This window comes from Streptomyces sp. NPDC101152 (genome assembly GCF_044768275.1).
Lineage (GTDB): Bacteria > Actinomycetota > Actinomycetes > Streptomycetales > Streptomycetaceae > Streptomyces.
This window is the reverse complement of sequence record NZ_JBIWPO010000016.1, coordinates 16,227-32,280: the sequence shown is the minus strand read 5'-3', so window position 1 is coordinate 32,280 and position 16,054 is coordinate 16,227. Positions and strand designations below refer to the sequence as shown.

Here is a 16,054-nt window from a genome sequence, read left to right as displayed (position 1 = left end):
CTTCGGGCAAGATCGAAAAAGGCCGTGGAATGCACGGCCGGCGATTTCAGGAAGTGCCGGAATCGGCCTGCGGCTCGAGGCCCGCAGTTGCGCGAGTAGTGGCGCAGGCCCGTGTCGTCCTGGTCGTGGACGAAGTCGCGGAGGGCGCGGGCGAGGAGGTCGGCGTCGTAGAGCGGAGGGCCGAGGGAAGCGGTGGTCCGGGCGGACGGCGTGGTCCGCTGCCGGCTGTCGCCCGACCCCGGACGGAGCACTTCCGCACCTTCGTGACGCTTTCCCCTCTATCGTGGAAATTCACTCCGACAACGGCTCGTGGCGAGGCAGGCTGTCCATGAGGAAACCGCAGATCGACTACGAGGCGGTCTTCCGCGCCCTGCCCGGCATGGTGGCTCTGCTGACCCCCGACCTGGTGTACGCGGACGCCAACGAGGACTTCCAGCGGCTTTCCGGGCGCACCCGGGAGCAGTTGGTGGGCCACTACATCTTCGACGTCTTCCCGGAGAACCCGAACGACCCGGCGGCCGCCGGCATGCGGGACGTGAAGGCGTCGATGATGCGCGCGGTCGCCACCGGCGAGCGCGACACCATGGCCTTGCAGCGCTACGACATCGAGGACCCCCAGCGCCCCGGGCACTGGCACGAGCACTACTGGAGCCCGGTCAACGCGCCCGTTCTCGGCCCAGACGGGAAGGTGGCGCTCATCGCGCACCGGGTCGAGGAGGTCACCGAGCTGATCCGGGCCCGCGGCGGCACCGGCAGCAGCGACCGCCAGGCACGCGTGCTGGAGGCCGAGCTCTACACCCGCGCGCACGAGCTCCAGGAGGTCAACGATCGTCTGCGCCAAGCGCACGCCCGCGAGCGTGAGGTGGCGCTGACCCTGCAGGCGGCGCTGCTGCCCGCTCCACGGCCGCTCGGGGAGCACCGGGTGGCCGTGCGCTACCGGCCGGCCATCGACGCGCTGAACGTGTGCGGCGACTGGTACGACCTGGTCGACCTGCCCACGGACGGCGACCGCTTCGCCCTGGCCGTGGGTGACGTCGTCGGGCACGGTCTCGCGGCCGCGTGCGTGATGGGGCAGTTGCGCAGCGCGCTGAGCGCGGCCGCCCGGGTCGCCGACGGCCCCGCGCAGGCGCTGGACGCCCTGGGGCTGTACGCCCGGTTCGTGGAGGGCGCCGAGTCGACGACCGCGGTGAAGACCTTCGTCGACTGGGACAGCCACACCATCACCTACAGCAGCGCCGGCCATCCCCCGCCCGCGCTGGTGCATCCCGACGGCACCGTGGTCTTCCTCGACCGGGCCACCGACCCGCCGCTCGGCGCCCGCCCGGAGCACCTCCCCCGCCCCCAGGAGTCCGTGACCTTCACCGAGGGCGGCACGCTGGTCCTGTACACGGACGGGCTGATCGAGCGCCGCGACGAGGACATCGACACCGGCCTGGCCCGCCTCACCGACTCCCTCACCCGCCACCGGCGCGCCGACCCCGAGACCCTGGCCGACGCCCTGCTGACCGACCTGCTGCCGACGACCGGCAGCACCGACGACACGGCTCTGGTGGTGCTGCGCCTGTGACGCCGCGAAGGGCCGCAGGCGAGCCACCTCACGAAGGTCGCCTTCGTCACCGGTGTTTGACGCCCGCCTGGGCCATCGGGGCGAGGGTCGGTTCGGTGACGGGGACGTCGCCCAGGGCCTGGTCGACGGCGGCCAGCAGGTCGGCGGAGAGCTCCACGCCGGAGGCGGCGGCGTTGCTGTGGACCTGCTCGGGTCGGGAGGCGCCGGTGATCGCGGAGGCGACTTCGCTGCGGCGCAGGACCCAGGCCAGGGCAAGCGTCGGCATGCTCATCCCGGCCTGCTCCGCGATGGGGACCAGGCGCTGCACCGCCGCGAGGATCTCGTCGCTGTAGACCAGGTCCTTCGCCGCCGCCATCGTGTCACTGGCGAACCGGCTTCCCTCCGGCACCGGCTGCCCGGGCTTGTACTTGCCGGTGAGAATGCCCTGCGCCAGCGGTGACCAGACGATCTGGGAGATGCCGTTGCCGGAGCAGAGGCCGAAGACCTCGGCCTCGGGAGCCTGCCACAGCAGGGAGTACTGCGGCTGGGAGGAGACGAACAGATCGGGCCCACCGATGTCGACGGCCGCCTGGATCTGTTCAGGCGTCCACTCGCTGAAGCCGAGATAACGTGCCTTGCCCTGTTCGACGACCTTCTGGAACGCCTCGACGGTGTCCTCGATCGGCACGGAGGGGTCGAAGCGGTGTGCCTGGTAGAGGTCGACGTAGTCGGTCCGCAGACGGGTGAGGGAGGCGTCGATCTGCTGGGCGATGTGCGCCGGGGACAGTCCCCTGTCGGCCGGGTCGTCCGACATCTGGCCGCAGACCTTGGTGGCCAGGATGTACGAGTCGCGCGGGTGGGCGGAGAGGATCTCCCCCCACGCCGTCTCCGCGGCGCCGCGCCCGTAGACGTTGGCGGTGTCGAAGAAGTTGATGCCCGCGTCGAACGCGGCCTCGGTGCAGGCGCGCGTCGCGTCCGCCTCCACGCCGCCGGAGTAGGTGAGCCAGGACCCCAGGGAGATCTCGGAGACCTCCAGGTCCGAACTGCCGAGCTTGCGGTAGCGCATGTCTGCTCCTCCCGGTGCGGGTACGACTGCTCACCCTGGCCCTCGCGAGCACCCTCGGCAACACCGCAACAGGCGCGGTCACGAATCCCTCACCGCCAAGACCGGTCGCCGGGCGGGAAGGCCGCTCCGGCCGTCTTCCGTATCCTGTCTGCCCCGAGGAGAAGGACACGCCCGCACAGGACCCGTCGACGGCGTCGCACACCTCCGCCTCGTCCGGGGCCCCGTCGCCGTCCGCCGCGCCCGGTGCGCTCATGACGCGCGGGCTGACCTTCCTGTTCGCGGTGGCCTCCGGTGCCGCCGTCGGGAACCCGTACTGGGCACAGCCGCTGCTCGACTTCATCGCGCGGGACCTGCACGCCTCGGCCGGCTCCGCCGGATGGCTGGTGACGGCCACTCAGGTCGGCTACGCAGCGGGCGTGCTGCTGCTCGTCCCGCTCGGCGACGTGCGTGACCGGCGCAAGCTCATTCCCCTGATGCTGCTGTGTTCAGCGGTGGCACTGCTGTTGTGCGCGCTGGCGCCGTCCTTCGGCATGCTGCTGGTCGCCATCACACTCGTGGGCGTGACGACCGTCTCCGGGCAGCTCCTCGCGCCGCTCGCCGGCGACCTGGCGGGCGACGGCGACCGCGGCAGCGTGGTCGGGACGGTCGTGTCGGGCATGCTCACGGGCATCCTGGTGTCCCGGACGGTGAGCGGTCTGATCGCCGGTGCCGCGGGCTGGCGCACCATCTACGTCGTTGCGGCCGCCGCCGCGATCGTGTTCGCGGCGCTGCTGTACCGGGCCATCCCGTCGCTTCCCGTGAAGACCCCCCTGCCCTACTCGACGCTCATCGCCTCCGTGTGGACGGTCGTACGACGGGAACACAGCGTGCGCTGGACCCTGGTGCTCAAAGCCACCTCCTTCGGCGCGTTCACGATGTTCTGGACGGAGCTGACGTTCCTGCTCAGCGGCCCGCCCTTCCGTTTCCCCGGCACCGGGATCGGGCTGTTCGGGCTTCTCGGCGTGGCGGGTGCCCTCGCCGCCCGACGGGCCGGCCGCCTGCACGACCGCGGGCTGTCGCTGCCCGCGACGGGCGTCGCGTGGGCCCTGGTCCTGACGTCGTCCGTCCTGGCGGCGTTCGCGGGGCACTCGGTGGTACTGGTCGTGATCGTGATCGTCCTGCTCGACATAGCCGTCCAGGCCGTCAACCTGCTCAACCAGGCGCGGGTGTTCGCCGTGTCCGACACGGCGCGCAGCAGGCTCAACACCGCCTTCGTCACCGGCAACCTCCTCGGCGGCGCGATCGGCTCGGCCGCCGCCTCGATGCTGTGGGCGGCGGACGGCTGGACGGCGGTGACCGTCGCGGGCACGGCCCTGAGCTGCTTCGCGCTCGTGATCTGGGCGCTCGGCAGCCGGGGCCCGCTCATCGTCCCGCGCGCCGGATGATGCGCAGCCGCGGGCAACCGCTCACGGCTCATGTCGCGGCGTTCAACAGGTCGGCCAGCACGTCGGGCCGCTCGAGCGCGATGAAGTGGCCCGCTCCCGGCACCTGCGTGAAGTCGGCGGCCGGAAGCAGCTTCTTGTCGGCCTCCCGGTCCGAGGGGCGGGACCAGTCCTTCTCTCCGTAGAGGAGATGGACAGGGGCCTTGACCCGGGGATACAGGGAGCGGGCCGCGATGAGGCTGGGCAAGGCCTGGTAGACGGCCCGGGCGACGGTCGGGTAGCCGGGCCGGCCGCCCACCTGGAGGAGTTCGTCCACGTAGTCGTCCCGCAGGGCGCGCCTGTCGCCGAGGCCGCCACGGAGGATCGCGCGGAGGGCGGGCTTGGGTTCCACGCCGGCGATCACCGGGCCCACGCCCGGGGCGAGGACGCCGCTGACCACCACGCGGGCGAGCAGACCGGAGCGGGCGATCCCGCCACGGAAGTCGTAGGCGTTGACCGCGACGACGCGCCGGACGCGTTCCGGGAGGTCGGCCGCGGTGGTCAGGGCGAGGACCGCCCCCATGGATTCGCCGAGCAGGGTCACGTCGTGGAGGTCGAGTTCCGTCAGGAGTCGCTTGACGCCGGCGCGCATGGCGGGCTCGTCGTACGACGCGCCCGGCACGATCTCGGAGTAGCCCATCCCGGGCAGATCGAGGGCGTAGATCGTGTAGTGGTCGGCGATCAGGGGGATGAGGAGGCGGAAGTGCTCGGCCTGGGTGCGCACGGTGTGCAGCAGGACGACGGGGGCGCCGGTGCCCGCCTTGAGGTAGCGCAGCTGTCCTTCTCGGCGGTCACGTGGGGCGAGGGCGTGGCTGGTGGTCCCCGGGATGTGGATCGTGGGTCGGGGCTCGCGGTCGGGCATGTCGTCGTCTCCTTGCCGGCTGGTCCGCGGTGCCCTACTGGGCGATCTGCGGGTACAGGGCGGTCAGGTCGTGGGCGAGGCCCGCTTTGACCTGGCGGGAGATGTCGTCGGCGAGCACTTCGTGTGCGCCGGTCTCGATGCCGTCGAGGGCGAGCCGGGCCACGTCGCGGGGGTCGGACTTGGGATCGTCGACGCCGGCGGTCAGGTCGGTGTCGACGTAGCCGACGTGCAGTCCGGTGACAGCGATGTTGCGGGGCTGGAGTTCCAGCCGCAGGGAGTTGGTCTGCGACCACAGGGCGGCCTTGGAGGCGCTGTAGGAGCCGCCGAGGGCGATCCAGGAGAGCACGGAGTGCACGTTGAGGATGTGGCCGCCGCCGTTGAGCTCGATGACCGGCACGAAGGCCCGGGTGAGCAGCAGCGGGCCGTAGAAGTTGGTCTCGAACTCCCGGCGTACGTCGTCCAGCGGGGAGTCGAGGAAGGAGGCGGCGACCGAGGCGCCGGCGTTGTTGATGAGCACGGTGACGTCCTGGGCCTGGGCGGCGGCCGCGGCCACGGAGGCCGGGTCGGTGACCTCCAGCGCGACCGGGACGGCGTCGGGGTGCGTCACCGTGCGCGGGTCGCGGGCGGTGGCGTACACCTTCGCGGCGCCGCGTGCGTACAGCTCCTCCACCAGCGCCTTCCCTATGCCACGGCTGCCGCCGGTGACGAAGACGTTGGCGCCCTTCAGTGCGGTCATGACTGTGCCTCCACAGCTGGGAAACCGATCGGTTTCAGTCACAGTAAACCGATCAGTTTCCACGCGCAAGCCGCCCGGTGAGAAACAGTAGCCATGGCTATAGTGTCCATGTACTGTATCTCTCGTGAGCAGCGGTTACGAGAACGCGACGCCGGGCTTCCTCGTGTGGCGTCTGTCGATGAAGTGGCGGGTGGCCGTCGGCCGGGCGACGGCGCCGCTGGGGCTCACCCACGCGCAGTACTCGCTGGTGGCCTCGTTGTACGGCATGCAGCGCGGCGGCGAGCGCCCCAGCCAGCGTCGGCTGGCCGACCACACCGGTCTGGAGCCGCTGTACGTGTCCAAGCTGGCCCGCGGCCTGGAGTCGGCAGGCCTCGTCGAACGCGCCCGTGACCCCCGTGACCCGCGTGCCGTGCAGTTGGCCCTCACCGACCAGGGGCGCGAGGTCACCGGGCGTGCCATCACGGTCGTCCAGGGCCTGCTGCGGCAGTTCCTGGCGCCGCTCGGCGGCCTCGACGGCCCGCGCGCACAGGAGTTCACCCGCGACCTCGTGACCCTGCTCGACGCACCTCTTGATCCGTTCCGTCACAACGACCACAACGAGGACGACCAGAACGAGAAGGAGCGGTCATGACCACCACCGCACCCGTCGCCGACTCCCGCGCCCTGGGGCTGGCGCACTACGCCGCCCGCGCCGTCCTGGAGAGTGTCCTGGGTCGGCATGGTGCGACGTTCCAGCAGCAGATCACCTTGCGGCTCGTCGCCGTCGCCGAGCAGCCGGTCGAACGGGAGGCCCTCGTGACGCAGGTCGTCGACGCGCTCAAGGTCGATGCGGCCGACGCGCACCACGTTGTCGAGGAACTGGGTACCAAGGGGCTGGTGACCGTCGACGGGTCCCAGGTCCGCATCACTGACGCAGGCCGTGACCTCTACGCCGCCGTGACCGCCGAGACCGGGCGCGTGAGCGCCCGGATCTGGGGCGACATCCCGGCGCAGGACCTCGCGGCGGCCGGTCGCGTCCTGGCGACGGTCACCGAGCGGGCCAACGCGGAGCTGGCCGCGCTGTCCGCCTGAGACCAGGTGTTCAGCGCGCCGGGGAGCGGGTGCGCCGGTGCGCGATCTCGCCGTGGACCACGTCCGCGACGACGAAGGCCGCCAGCGGGACGCCGAGCAGCGGGACGAAGTAGCCCAGCACCGCGATGACGGCGACGCACGGGACCAGGATCTGTGGGGAAACTTGCTGCCAGGCACCGCGGGGAACGGGACGGCCGAGGGTGGAGCCGCGGCCGCGCTGCCACCACATGCGGTAGCCCCAGAGGATCAGCAGGATCAGGGAGAGTGCGAGGAGCATCAGGGCTGTCTGGTTGGCCAGGCCGAACAGGGTGCCGGTGTGCAGGTCGATGCCCCAGCGCGTCAGTTTGGCGAGCAGCGGGTAGTCGGCGAAGCGCAGCACGTCGGTGACCTCGCCGGTGGCCGGGTCGACCGCGGCGGAGTCCTGCTTCTCGGGCCAACTGCGCTGGATCTGCCGTACGACGTAGGCGGCGTCCGCGTCGGCGGGCGGCACGATCTCCACGGGGTCGGTCAGGCCCTCGGCGCGGGCCGCCGACAGGACCTTGTCGAGCCCGACGCCGTGCTGGGCGCCGCCCGCGGAGACCGAGGCGCCGTGGCCCGCGTGGTCGCCGCTCGCCGTCGCCGAGACGGACGGGGTGGCCTGGCCGAGCGAGGTGCGCAGTTGGTCGACGTTGGCGCCGGCGTAGGTCGACCAGGTCAGTCCCGTCGCCGAGAGGAAAACGAACCCGGCGGCCGTCCAGACCCCGAGCGTGCCGTGCAGGCCGAGTGTGCGCCGGCGGCCGCTGGTGCCGCGGAACCTTCGCCGGGCCCGGCGGCGGGAGAACCACAGCACCAGACCGCCGCCCGCGATCACCCACAGCCAGCTAGCGGCGAACTCGCTGTACAGCCGGCCGGTGTCGCCGAGGTGCAGGTCGCGGTGGAACTCGTCGATCCAGGTCCGCAGGGGCAGCGCGCCGGTCGAACCGTACTGTTCGAGGGCGCCGCGCACCTTGGCCGTGTACGGGTCGACGAAGACGGCCAGCGTGTGGTCGGGGTCGACGCCGTGCACGCCGGACAGCAGCACCCTGGTGGTGGCGTCGGCCTGCGGGGAGGGCCGTACGGCCGAGACGGTGCCCTCGGGATGCGCCTTGCGGGCGGCTGCCACCTGCTGGGAGAGCGGCAGCTTGGCGCCGGCGACCTTGGTGACGGTCATCTCGCGGGCGTACACGAGCTTCTCGGCCTGGAGGGAGCCGGCGTACAGGAAGCCGGTGACGGCGGCGACGAGCAGGAAGGGCGCGACGAGCACTCCGGCGTAGAAGTGAAGCCGCAGGACGAGGGGGCGGAGGGAGGCCCAGGGGCCGGGGGACGCAGTGGGGGTCGGTTCGGCTTTCGGGGCCTCGTCCTTGGTCGGCGAGGGAGCGGTGGACATCGGCGGGCTTCTCCGGGGGACGGGGAGGGTGTGGTGCTGTGGCGGTCCAGTAGTCGGGGGAAGCGGACGCCGAGTTCCCTGAGGCTCAAGTGGTCTGTGTCACCCAGTGATACGTCCGCCGCGGACGGTCCGTGGCATGCTGGCCTCATGGCAACTCCCCGTAATCACCCGTCACTTGCCGAGCAGGTCGAGGAACTCCTCGCCGTCGAAGGCCCGCTGCCGATCGTCACGGCCGGTGACCCGGTGCTGCGGCGCGGCACCGAGCGCTTCGACGGACAGCTGGACTCCGCCCTGCTCGCCCGCTTCGTCGAGGCACTGCGCGTGACCATGCACGCGGCGCCGGGCGTGGGTCTGGCCGCTCCGCAGGTCGGCGTGGCACTGCGGATCGCGGTGATCGAGGATCCGGCGCCGGTGCCGGAGGAGGTGCGGGTGGCGCGGGGGCGGGTGCCGCAGCCGTTCCGGGTGCTGGTCAATCCGTCGTACGAGCCGGTCGGCGACACCCGGGCCGCCTTCTTCGAGGGCTGTCTGAGCGTGCCGGGCTGGCAGGCCGTGGTGGCGCGGGCCGCGGAAGTACGGCTCACGGGTGCGGATGAGCACGGGCGGCCGGTGGACGAGGTGTTCACCGGGTGGCCCGCCCGGATCGTCCAGCACGAGACGGACCACCTGGACGGCACGCTCTACCTCGACCGGGCGGAGCTGCGGTCGCTGTCCTCGAACGAGGCGATGGCCCAGCGGTGGACGCGGCCGACACCGCGGGAGGCCGCGGAGGCGCTGGGCTTCGAGCTGCCGTAGGACGTCGGCGTCAGTTGTCCCGGTACGCCTCCAGCAGGCGCAGCCACACCTCGCTGATCGTCGGGAACGAGGGCACCGCGTGCCACAGGCGGCTGATCGGGACCTGGCCGACCACCGCGACCGTCGCCGAGTGGATGAGTTCGCCGACACCGGGGCCGACGAAGGTCACTCCGCGCAGGATCTCCTCGTGGACGTCGACGACCATGCGGGCGCGGCCGCGGTAGCCGTCGGCGTACAGGCCCGCGCCGGCCGCGGAGGTCATCTCGACGTCCACGGCCCGCACCCGGTACCCGGCCTGTTCCGCCTCCGCGAGGGAGAGACCGACGGCCGCCGCCTCCGGGTCGGTGAAGACGACCTGCGGGACGGCGTGATGGTCGGCGGTGGCGGCGTGGGCGCCCCACGGGTCGGACTCCAGGATCGGTACGCCCAAGGCGCGGGCGGCGATGGCGGCTCCGGCGATGCGGGCCTGGTACTTGCCCTGGTGGGTGAGGAGTGCGCGGTGGTTGACGTCGCCGACCGCGTAGAGCCAGTCGCTGCCGGTCACGCGCAGGCTGTCGTCGACCGGAAGCCAGCCGCCGGGTTCCATGCCGATGGTGTCCAGGCCGATGTCGCCGGTGCGGGGCCTGCGGCCGGTGGCGAAGAGGATCTCGTCGGCCTCGATGCGGTCTCCCTGGTCGGTCACCACCACGACGGTGCCGTTCTCACGGGTGACCGACTCGACGGAGGTGCCGGTGCGGATGTCGGCGCCGGCCTCGGCGAGGGCCTCGGCCACCAGTTCCCCGGCGAAGGGTTCCATGCGCGGCAACAGCCCCTTGCCACGGACGAGGACGCTCACCTGCGAGCCGAGTGCCTGCCAGGCGGTGGCCATCTCGGTGGCCACCACTCCCCCGCCGACCACCACCAGGCGACCGGGCACCTCCCGCGCGCTGGTCGCGTCGCGGCTGGTCCACGGCCGGACGTCGGCAAGGCCCGGCAGGTCGGGCAGCACAGCGTCGGTGCCGGTGCAGACGGCGACGGCGTGCCGGGCCGTGAGCACGCGCCGGCCGCCGTCCGAGCCGGTCACGGTCACCGTGCGGGGACCGGTCAGCCGGCCGTGGCCGCGGTGGAGGTCGGCGCCGATGCCGTCGAGCCACTGCGCGGCGCCGTCGTCGTGCCAGTCGGAGGTGTAGTAGGTGCGATGGGCGAGGACCGCCTCGGCGTCGAGGGGTCCCTGCACCGACTGGCGCAGGCCGGGCACGCGTCGGGCGTCGGCGCGGGCGATGGCGGGGCGCAGCAGGGCCTTGCTGGGGATGCAGGCCCAGTACGAGCACTCGCCGCCGACCAGCTCGCTCTCCACGACCGCGGTGGAGAGGCCGGCCGCGCGGGTGCGGTCGGCGACGTTCTCCCCCACGGGCCCGGCCCCGAGCACCACGACGTCGTACGCGAAGGTTTCCGTTTCCGTCATGGGGTCAGTCTGGTGGGTGGTGTGCCCCGTGGCCACACGGGTAGGGGCGCGGAATACGTGATGGGCCGGTCGTGTTGTGCGGACGGTTTCGCCCCGACACCAGGAAGAGGGATTTTGGCCATGAGCAGCACCGTGGAGCTCACCAAGGAGAACTTCGACCAGACGGTCACGGACAACGAGTTCGTCCTGATCGACTTCTGGGCGTCCTGGTGCGGGCCGTGCCGTCAGTTCGCGCCGGTGTACGAGAAGGCGGCGGAGGACAACCCCGACCTGGTGTTCGGCAAGATCGACACCGAGGCGCAGCCCGAGCTGGCCGCGGCCTTCGGCATCCAGTCGATCCCGACACTGATGATCGTGCGCGACCAGGTCGCCGTGTTCGCGCAGCCGGGCGCCCTGCCCGAGGCCGCCCTGGCGGACGTCATCGGGCAGGCACGCAAGCTGGACATGGACGAGGTCCGCAAGGCGGTCGCCGAGCAGCAGGCCCAGGCCGAGCAGAACGGGCAGTAGCCCCCTGGGAGACCGCGGTCAGAAGGGGTACGTCGCCACGTCCCCGCGCACCGTCGTCCAGCGCACGTCGGTGAAGGCCTCGATGTTGGCCTCGCCGCCGAAGCGGGCGCCGGTGCCGGACGCGGCGATGCCGCCGAAGGGCGCCACGGCCTCGTCGTTGACCGTCTGGTCGTTGATGTGGACGATGCCGGTCGGGATGCGCTCGGCCAGGGCGAGGCCGCGCGCGGCGTCGCGGGTGACGATGCCCAGGGAGAGGCCGTACTCGCCGGCCGAGGCCAGGGCGGCGGCCTCGTCGACGGTGGCGAAGGACCGTACCGGCGCGACCGGGCCGAAGACCTCCTCGGTGTAGGCCGGGCTCTGGTCGTCGACGCCCGCGAGGACCGTCGGCCGGTAGAAGAGGCGGTCGTGGGTGCCGCCCGCGGCCAGTTTCGCACCGTGGGAGGTGCTGGCCTCGACCAGGCCGCGCACCTTGGCGAGCTGGGCGTCGTCGATGATCGGCCCGAGGTGGACCTGCTCGCGGTGCGGGTCGCCGACGGCGAGCGAGTCGGCCTTGGCGGCGAGCCGCTCGACGTACTCCGCGTACAGGGACTGGTGGACCAGGTGGCGGCCGGTGGTCATGCAGATCTGCCCCTGGTGGAAGAACGAGCCCCAGGCGGCCGTTGAGATCACGGCGTCGAGGTCGGCGTCCTCGAGGACGACCATGGCGGAGTTGCCGCCGAGTTCCAGGTGGACGCGCTTGAGGTGACGTCCGCCCGCCTCACCGACCGCGCGGCCGGCCGCGGTGGAGCCGGTGAAGGAGATGACCGGGACGCGCGGGTCGGCGACCAGCGCCTGGCCGACGTCCGGGCCGCCCGGCAGCACGTGGAAGAGGTTCTCGGGCAGACCCGCCTCCGCGAAGACCGCGGCGAGGGACAGCCCGCCGCAGACGGCCGTGCGCGGGTCCGGCTTGAGGACGACCGCGTTGCCGAGCGCGAGGGCCGGGGCCACCGAGCGGATGGACAGGATCAGCGGCGCGTTGAACGGGGAGATCACGCCGACCACGCCGACCGGGACGCGGCGGGTGTACGAGAGCCGGGGCACCTCGGTGGGCAGGACCTGGCCGGCGGGGCGGGAGGCGAGGGCGGCGGCCTCGTAGCACTCCTGGGCGGCGACGTGCAGTTCGAAGTCGGCCTTGCCCGGGATGGAGCCGGACTCGCGCACGATCCACTCGCGCAGTTCGTCGGCGTGCGCGGAGAACAGGTCACCGGCCTTGCGCAGGACGCCGGCGCGGACGAAGTGCGGGAGGCGGGCCCACTCGGCCTGGGCGGCCCGCGCCGCCTGGGCGGCCGCCTCGACGTCCTCGGCCGAGGCGAGGGTGACGGTGGCGAGGGCGTCCCCGGTGGCGGGTTCCGTGACGGCGTACTCGGGGCCCGACAAAGGGCCGGACTGCCAGGTCTTCGGGTCGAGCAACGGCATGACGGCTCTCCGTTTCGTCACCGCGGGACTCAGGTCAGGAGCGGAAGTCCCGTGTAGTTCGCGGCCAGTTCGGCCGCCGCGTGGCGGGATGCGATGATCCGGCGCAGCCGTGTGAGCTGCATCCGGTCCTCGAACGCGTCCCCATCTGGTTGAGCATGCAACATCTTAGTCATGTCGTACGAGAAGCGTGTGGCCTGCCACACACGGGCGAGGCAGGTCGGCGAGTAGGCGTCGAGGAGTCGCTCGGATCCCGTGCGGTGCAGTTCGGCGAAGGCGCGCGCGAGGACGCGGACGTCGGAGACGGCGAGGTTGAGGCCCTTGGCTCCGGTCGGCGGGACGATGTGGGCGGCGTCGCCCGCCAGCAGCAGCCGGCCGTGGCGCATGGGTTCGTGGACGTAACTGCGCATCGGCGTCACGGACTTGGCGGTGATGGGCCCGCGTTCGAGCGTCCAGTCGGCGTCGACGGCGAAGCGGGCGGCGAGTTCGTCCCAGATGCGTTCGTCGGGCCAGTCGTCCGGGTCGGTGTCGTCGGGCACCTGCAGATAGAGGCGGGAGACGTGCGGGGAGCGCATGCTGTGCAGGGCGAAGCCGTTCTCCCCGCGCGCGTAGATCAGCTCCTCGCAGGAGGGGGCCACGTCGGCGAGGATGCCGAGCCAGGAGTACGGGTACTCACGCTGGTACGTGCGGCTGCTCGCGGCCGGGAAGGTGTCGCGGGAGATGCCGTGGAAGCCGTCGGCGCCGACCACCCAGTCGCAGGCCAGCGTCTGCTCGCGGCCCTGGTGCAGGAACCGCACGAGGGGCGCGTCGCTGTCCGGCTTCTCGATCGCCACCGCCTCCGCCTCGAACAACAGCGGTGGGCCCTCGGCGAGTTGGAGGGCGACCAGGTCCTTCACGATCTCGGTCTGGGCGTAGATGGTGACCGTGCGGCCGCCGGTGAGGGCGGGGAAGTCGATGTGGTGGCGTTCCCGGGCGAAGCGCAGCTCGATGCCCCGGTGCACCAGGCCCTCGGCGTCCAGCCGCTCGTCGGCGCCGGCCTCGCGCAGGGCGTCGACCGTGCCCTGCTCCAGCATGCCGGCGCGCTGACGGTGCTCGACGTACGCACGGGTCCTGGCCTCCAGGAGGACGCAGTCGATGCCGGTGCGGTGCAGCAGCCGGGCCAGCAGCAGCCCGGCGGGGCCGCCGCCGACGATGCCGACCGTGGTGCGCATGGGCGCCTCCCTGGGGATCAGCTGGAGTCGCGGTGGACCACCGTGGCTCCGAGCACCTTGTGCGTCTCGGGCGCGGCGCCGGGGTTGCGCACCGCGCGATCGACCAGTTCGGCGAGGTCGCGGCCGGACGGCAGCTCGAGATGGACCGTGCTCAGCCGGGGCCTGAGCAGCCGGCCGAGCATCAGGTCGTCGGCACCGATCACGGCCACCTCCTCGGGGATGCGCACGCCCTCGTCCTGCAGGGCCCGCATCAGCAGCATCGCGTACTCGTCGTTGTACGCGAACACGGCGTCCAGGTCGAGTTCACGCCAGCGGGCGGCGAGCCGCGCGGCGGACTCCTCGGTGTAGGCCAGCGCCAGCTCCGTGACCGTGGCGCCGGTGCCGCCCAGGGCCCGCCGCACGCCTGCGAGGCGGGGCTGGGAGAAGGCCTCCAGGCCGCCCTCCTCGGGCACGACGACGCCGACGCGGCGCCGGCCGCGGTCGAGGAGATGGGCGCCTGCGCAGTGGCCGACGGCCTCGTGGTCCATGAGCAGGGCGTGGGCGCCCTCCACGGCCTCGGGGCCGAGGGTGACGACGGCCCGCGCGCCGGAGCGCTTGAGCAACGTCACGCCCTGCGCGCCCAGGCCGGCGCCGGGCACCAGGACGGCGACGGGACGCAGTTCGGCCCAGGCGCGGGCGGCCTCGTCGCCGTGCAGGCCCACGCTGCCGTGCTGCACGACGGTGTAGTCCAGGCGGCCGAGCGCCCAGTGGAGTTCGTTGATGAACTGGCTGTAGAGCGGCCCGACCGGGATGGCCGGTGCCGGCATCAGGACCATCCGGCTGTGTCCGGCGCGCAGACTGCGGGCGGCCGCGTGCGGCACGTACCCGAGTTCCCTCGCGGCATCGTGGACACGGCGCCGGGTCGGTTCGCTGATCCGTACGGCGCCGGTGTTGTTCAGGACGTAGGACACGGTCGCGCGCGAGACGCCGGCCAGGCGGGCCACGTCGGCGCTCGTGGGCACGGAACGTGTGGTGGGCAACGAGTGCCCGGGCGGGTTCGGTATCTGCACCATGACGTACGGCATCTTCGCAGAAGCGGGGCCGGAGGCCCGGGCCGGGGGAAGACGGAAACAGGACCGCCATACAGGGCCGGCCGCTAGTGCGGGCACTCCGTGCCCGTCACCCTGGCCACCAGGTCCACCCAGCCGATCTCCAGGCGCTCCAGCGGCATGCCGCACTGCTGGGTGCGGTGGTGGACCAGCGCGGGGTCGAGGTAGCTCATCAGCGTCTGGCCCAGCAGCTCGCAGTCGGCGTCGGGCACGATCTGCCGGAGCAGCATGGTCACGTGCATGGTCAGGGCGCGGGCCGAGGGATGGCTGTAGCGCCGCGTCGGCTCCGACTGCGCCGCCAGCTGCAGCTCCAGCTGCTCCGCGGAGCGGTAGAGCACCGCCACGCCGAACGCCCGCAGCCGCTCCAGGGGCGGTGCCCCGGGCCCGAGCGGCGGCGGTCCGCCCAGGAAGTCCTCCTGCAGCTTCCTCGACGAATGGTCCAGCAGCGCCGTCAGGAGTCCGGTGCGGTCGCCGAAGCGGCGGAAGACGGTGCCCTTGCCGACGTCGGCCGCCGTCGCCACCGCTTCCATCGTGACTCCGGCCACACCGTGCTCCGCGATCAGCCGGGCGGCGGCCTCCAGCAGCCGGGCCCGGTTGCGCGCTGCGTCCGCACGCAGGCAGGGGTGCTCGTCAGCGGTGCTGACCTGCAGCAACTCGGGCTCGCCGACGGGCTCCTGCGGCGTCGGGAGGGGCGGCAGTGTGGCAGACATGTCGCCAGCGTAAAGCATCGGGAAGAAAACTGGACCGCGGTCCGCTTAGGGTGCTACAACAATAAGCGGACCCCGGTCCGGATTGTCACGGCAATGTTTCAGCTTCTTGGAGTTCACATGTCTGTTCGCATCCTCGCGCTCGTCGGCAGCCTTCGCGCCGGTTCGACCAACCGCCAGCTCGCCGAGGCGGCCGTCAAGTTCGCGCCCGAGGGCGCGGACGTCGAGATCTTCGAGGGCCTGTCCGAGGTCCCCTTCTACAACGAGGACATCGACGTCGAGGGCAACGTCCCGGCCGCCGCCGCCAAGCTGCGCGCCGCCGCCCAGTCCGCCGACGCGTTCCTGCTCTTCTCCCCCGAGTACAACGGCACCATCCCGGCCGTCCTGAAGAACGCCATCGACTGGCTGTCCCGCCCCTACGGCGCCGGCGCCTTCGGCGGCAAGCCGGTCGCGGTGGTCGGCACGGCGTTCGGCCAGTACGGCGGCGTGTGGGCGCAGGACGAGGCCCGCAAGGCCGTGGGCATCGCCGGCGGCAAGGTCATCGAGGACCTCAAGCTGTCCATCCCCGGCTCCCTGACCCGCTTCGCCGAAACCCACCCGGCCGACGACGCCGAGGTCGCCGCCCAGCTGACCGAGGTGGTCGCCCGTCTGCACGGCCACGCGGGCGAGACCGTCGCCGCCTGACCCTGGCGACACGTACGGACAGG

16 protein-coding genes are annotated in these 16,054 nt (G+C 72.2%); 7 read left to right on the top strand and 9 right to left on the bottom strand.

Translation table 11 applies throughout. From position 1 onward, the window contains the following. Nucleotides 1-328 precede the first annotated feature (328 nt). Nucleotides 329-1,567 carry a PP2C family protein-serine/threonine phosphatase gene (locus tag ACIRVK_RS21825; protein WP_404249437.1) on the top strand — a complete coding sequence of 413 codons (1,239 nt, stop codon included), beginning with the start codon at nucleotides 329-331 and terminating at the stop codon, nucleotides 1,565-1,567. Between the two features lie 46 nt (nucleotides 1,568-1,613). Here the strand turns inward: ACIRVK_RS21825 and ACIRVK_RS21820 are convergent, their stop codons facing one another. Continuing rightward, the gene (locus tag ACIRVK_RS21820; protein ID WP_404249435.1) at nucleotides 1,614-2,612 is read right to left on the bottom strand and encodes an aldo/keto reductase family protein; all 999 of its coding nucleotides are present in this window, start codon (nucleotides 2,610-2,612) and stop codon (nucleotides 1,614-1,616) included. Nucleotides 2,613-2,626: 14 nt separating this feature from the next. Here ACIRVK_RS21820 and ACIRVK_RS21815 point away from each other — a divergent pair, with 14 nt between their 5' ends. Continuing rightward, nucleotides 2,627-4,036, top strand: a complete 1,410-nt coding sequence (locus ACIRVK_RS21815; RefSeq protein WP_404249433.1) for an MFS transporter — start codon at nucleotides 2,627-2,629, stop codon at nucleotides 4,034-4,036. 28 nt (nucleotides 4,037-4,064) lie between these two features. Here the strand turns inward: ACIRVK_RS21815 and ACIRVK_RS21810 are convergent, their stop codons facing one another. Then, nucleotides 4,065-4,934, bottom strand: coding sequence for an alpha/beta fold hydrolase (locus ACIRVK_RS21810; RefSeq protein ID WP_404249431.1), 870 nt, complete (start codon nucleotides 4,932-4,934; stop codon nucleotides 4,065-4,067). Between the two features lie 34 nt (nucleotides 4,935-4,968). After that, nucleotides 4,969-5,670: an SDR family oxidoreductase gene (locus ACIRVK_RS21805; protein ID WP_404249429.1), complete on the bottom strand. Its 702-nt coding sequence runs from the start codon at nucleotides 5,668-5,670 to the stop codon at nucleotides 4,969-4,971. 124 nt (nucleotides 5,671-5,794) lie between these two features. On the opposite strand from ACIRVK_RS21805, the gene ACIRVK_RS21800 reads away from it, so the two are divergent. Both ACIRVK_RS21800 and ACIRVK_RS21795 read left to right on the top strand, forming a co-directional pair. Then, a complete protein-coding gene (locus ACIRVK_RS21800; RefSeq protein WP_404249427.1) occupies nucleotides 5,795-6,301 on the top strand; it encodes a MarR family winged helix-turn-helix transcriptional regulator in 507 nt (168 codons plus the stop codon). Continuing rightward, the gene (locus tag ACIRVK_RS21795; RefSeq protein WP_404249425.1) at nucleotides 6,298-6,741 is read left to right on the top strand and encodes a MarR family transcriptional regulator; all 444 of its coding nucleotides are present in this window, start codon (nucleotides 6,298-6,300) and stop codon (nucleotides 6,739-6,741) included. The genes ACIRVK_RS21800 and ACIRVK_RS21795 overlap by 4 nt, the downstream gene beginning before the upstream one ends. Before the next feature lie 10 nt (nucleotides 6,742-6,751). Here ACIRVK_RS21795 and ACIRVK_RS21790 read toward each other — a convergent pair whose 3' ends face one another. After that, nucleotides 6,752-8,146 carry a PepSY-associated TM helix domain-containing protein gene (locus ACIRVK_RS21790; RefSeq protein WP_404249423.1) on the bottom strand — a complete coding sequence of 465 codons (1,395 nt, stop codon included), beginning with the start codon at nucleotides 8,144-8,146 and terminating at the stop codon, nucleotides 6,752-6,754. Nucleotides 8,147-8,293: 147 nt separating this feature from the next. Here ACIRVK_RS21790 and ACIRVK_RS21785 point away from each other — a divergent pair, with 147 nt between their 5' ends. Next, entirely contained in the window at nucleotides 8,294-8,938 is a 645-nt protein-coding gene (locus tag ACIRVK_RS21785; RefSeq protein ID WP_404249421.1) for a peptide deformylase, read from the top strand. Between the two features lie 10 nt (nucleotides 8,939-8,948). On the opposite strand, the gene ACIRVK_RS21780 is transcribed toward ACIRVK_RS21785, so the two are convergent. Continuing rightward, a complete protein-coding gene (locus ACIRVK_RS21780; RefSeq protein WP_404249419.1) occupies nucleotides 8,949-10,382 on the bottom strand; it encodes a dihydrolipoyl dehydrogenase family protein in 1,434 nt (477 codons plus the stop codon). 120 nt (nucleotides 10,383-10,502) lie between these two features. Between ACIRVK_RS21780 and trxA the strand changes: the two genes are divergently transcribed. Beyond that, a complete protein-coding gene (trxA, locus tag ACIRVK_RS21775; RefSeq protein WP_404249417.1) occupies nucleotides 10,503-10,889 on the top strand; it encodes a thioredoxin in 387 nt (128 codons plus the stop codon). Nucleotides 10,890-10,907: 18 nt separating this feature from the next. Here trxA and ACIRVK_RS21770 read toward each other — a convergent pair whose 3' ends face one another. The 4 genes from ACIRVK_RS21770 to ACIRVK_RS21755 all read right to left on the bottom strand — a co-directional run bounded on the left by ACIRVK_RS21770 (nucleotide 10,908) and on the right by ACIRVK_RS21755 (nucleotide 15,368). Beyond that, the gene (locus ACIRVK_RS21770) at nucleotides 10,908-12,344 is read right to left on the bottom strand and encodes an aldehyde dehydrogenase family protein (RefSeq protein WP_404249415.1); all 1,437 of its coding nucleotides are present in this window, start codon (nucleotides 12,342-12,344) and stop codon (nucleotides 10,908-10,910) included. 29 nt (nucleotides 12,345-12,373) lie between these two features. Then, nucleotides 12,374-13,552 carry a 4-hydroxybenzoate 3-monooxygenase gene (locus ACIRVK_RS21765; RefSeq protein WP_404249413.1) on the bottom strand — a complete coding sequence of 393 codons (1,179 nt, stop codon included), beginning with the start codon at nucleotides 13,550-13,552 and terminating at the stop codon, nucleotides 12,374-12,376. Nucleotides 13,553-13,569: 17 nt separating this feature from the next. After that, nucleotides 13,570-14,616, bottom strand: coding sequence for a LacI family DNA-binding transcriptional regulator (locus ACIRVK_RS21760; RefSeq protein WP_404249411.1), 1,047 nt, complete (start codon nucleotides 14,614-14,616; stop codon nucleotides 13,570-13,572). Nucleotides 14,617-14,687: 71 nt separating this feature from the next. After that, nucleotides 14,688-15,368: a TetR/AcrR family transcriptional regulator gene (locus tag ACIRVK_RS21755; protein WP_404249409.1), complete on the bottom strand. Its 681-nt coding sequence runs from the start codon at nucleotides 15,366-15,368 to the stop codon at nucleotides 14,688-14,690. 99 nt (nucleotides 15,369-15,467) lie between these two features. Between ACIRVK_RS21755 and ACIRVK_RS21750 the strand changes: the two genes are divergently transcribed. Then, nucleotides 15,468-16,031, top strand: a complete 564-nt coding sequence (locus ACIRVK_RS21750) for an NAD(P)H-dependent oxidoreductase (RefSeq protein WP_404249407.1) — start codon at nucleotides 15,468-15,470, stop codon at nucleotides 16,029-16,031. Nucleotides 16,032-16,054: the final 23 nt, after the last annotated feature.

Coding starts and splice junctions, on each gene's coding strand:
- ACIRVK_RS21825 (WP_404249437.1), top strand. CDS start 329: ATGAGGAAACCGCAGATCGACTACGAGGCGGTCTTCCGCGCCCTGCCC.
- ACIRVK_RS21820 (WP_404249435.1), bottom strand. CDS start 2,612: ATGCGCTACCGCAAGCTCGGCAGTTCGGACCTGGAGGTCTCCGAGATC.
- ACIRVK_RS21810 (WP_404249431.1), bottom strand. CDS start 4,934: ATGCCCGACCGCGAGCCCCGACCCACGATCCACATCCCGGGGACCACC.
- ACIRVK_RS21805 (WP_404249429.1), bottom strand. CDS start 5,670: ATGACCGCACTGAAGGGCGCCAACGTCTTCGTCACCGGCGGCAGCCGT.
- ACIRVK_RS21795 (WP_404249425.1), top strand. CDS start 6,298: ATGACCACCACCGCACCCGTCGCCGACTCCCGCGCCCTGGGGCTGGCG.
- ACIRVK_RS21790 (WP_404249423.1), bottom strand. CDS start 8,146: ATGTCCACCGCTCCCTCGCCGACCAAGGACGAGGCCCCGAAAGCCGAA.
- ACIRVK_RS21785 (WP_404249421.1), top strand. CDS start 8,294: ATGGCAACTCCCCGTAATCACCCGTCACTTGCCGAGCAGGTCGAGGAA.
- ACIRVK_RS21780 (WP_404249419.1), bottom strand. CDS start 10,382: ATGACGGAAACGGAAACCTTCGCGTACGACGTCGTGGTGCTCGGGGCC.
- trxA (WP_404249417.1), top strand. CDS start 10,503: ATGAGCAGCACCGTGGAGCTCACCAAGGAGAACTTCGACCAGACGGTC.
- ACIRVK_RS21770 (WP_404249415.1), bottom strand. CDS start 12,344: ATGCCGTTGCTCGACCCGAAGACCTGGCAGTCCGGCCCTTTGTCGGGC.
- ACIRVK_RS21765 (WP_404249413.1), bottom strand. CDS start 13,552: ATGCGCACCACGGTCGGCATCGTCGGCGGCGGCCCCGCCGGGCTGCTG.
- ACIRVK_RS21760 (WP_404249411.1), bottom strand. CDS start 14,616: ATGCCGTACGTCATGGTGCAGATACCGAACCCGCCCGGGCACTCGTTG.
- ACIRVK_RS21755 (WP_404249409.1), bottom strand. CDS start 15,368: ATGCTTTACGCTGGCGACATGTCTGCCACACTGCCGCCCCTCCCGACG.
- ACIRVK_RS21750 (WP_404249407.1), top strand. CDS start 15,468: ATGTCTGTTCGCATCCTCGCGCTCGTCGGCAGCCTTCGCGCCGGTTCG.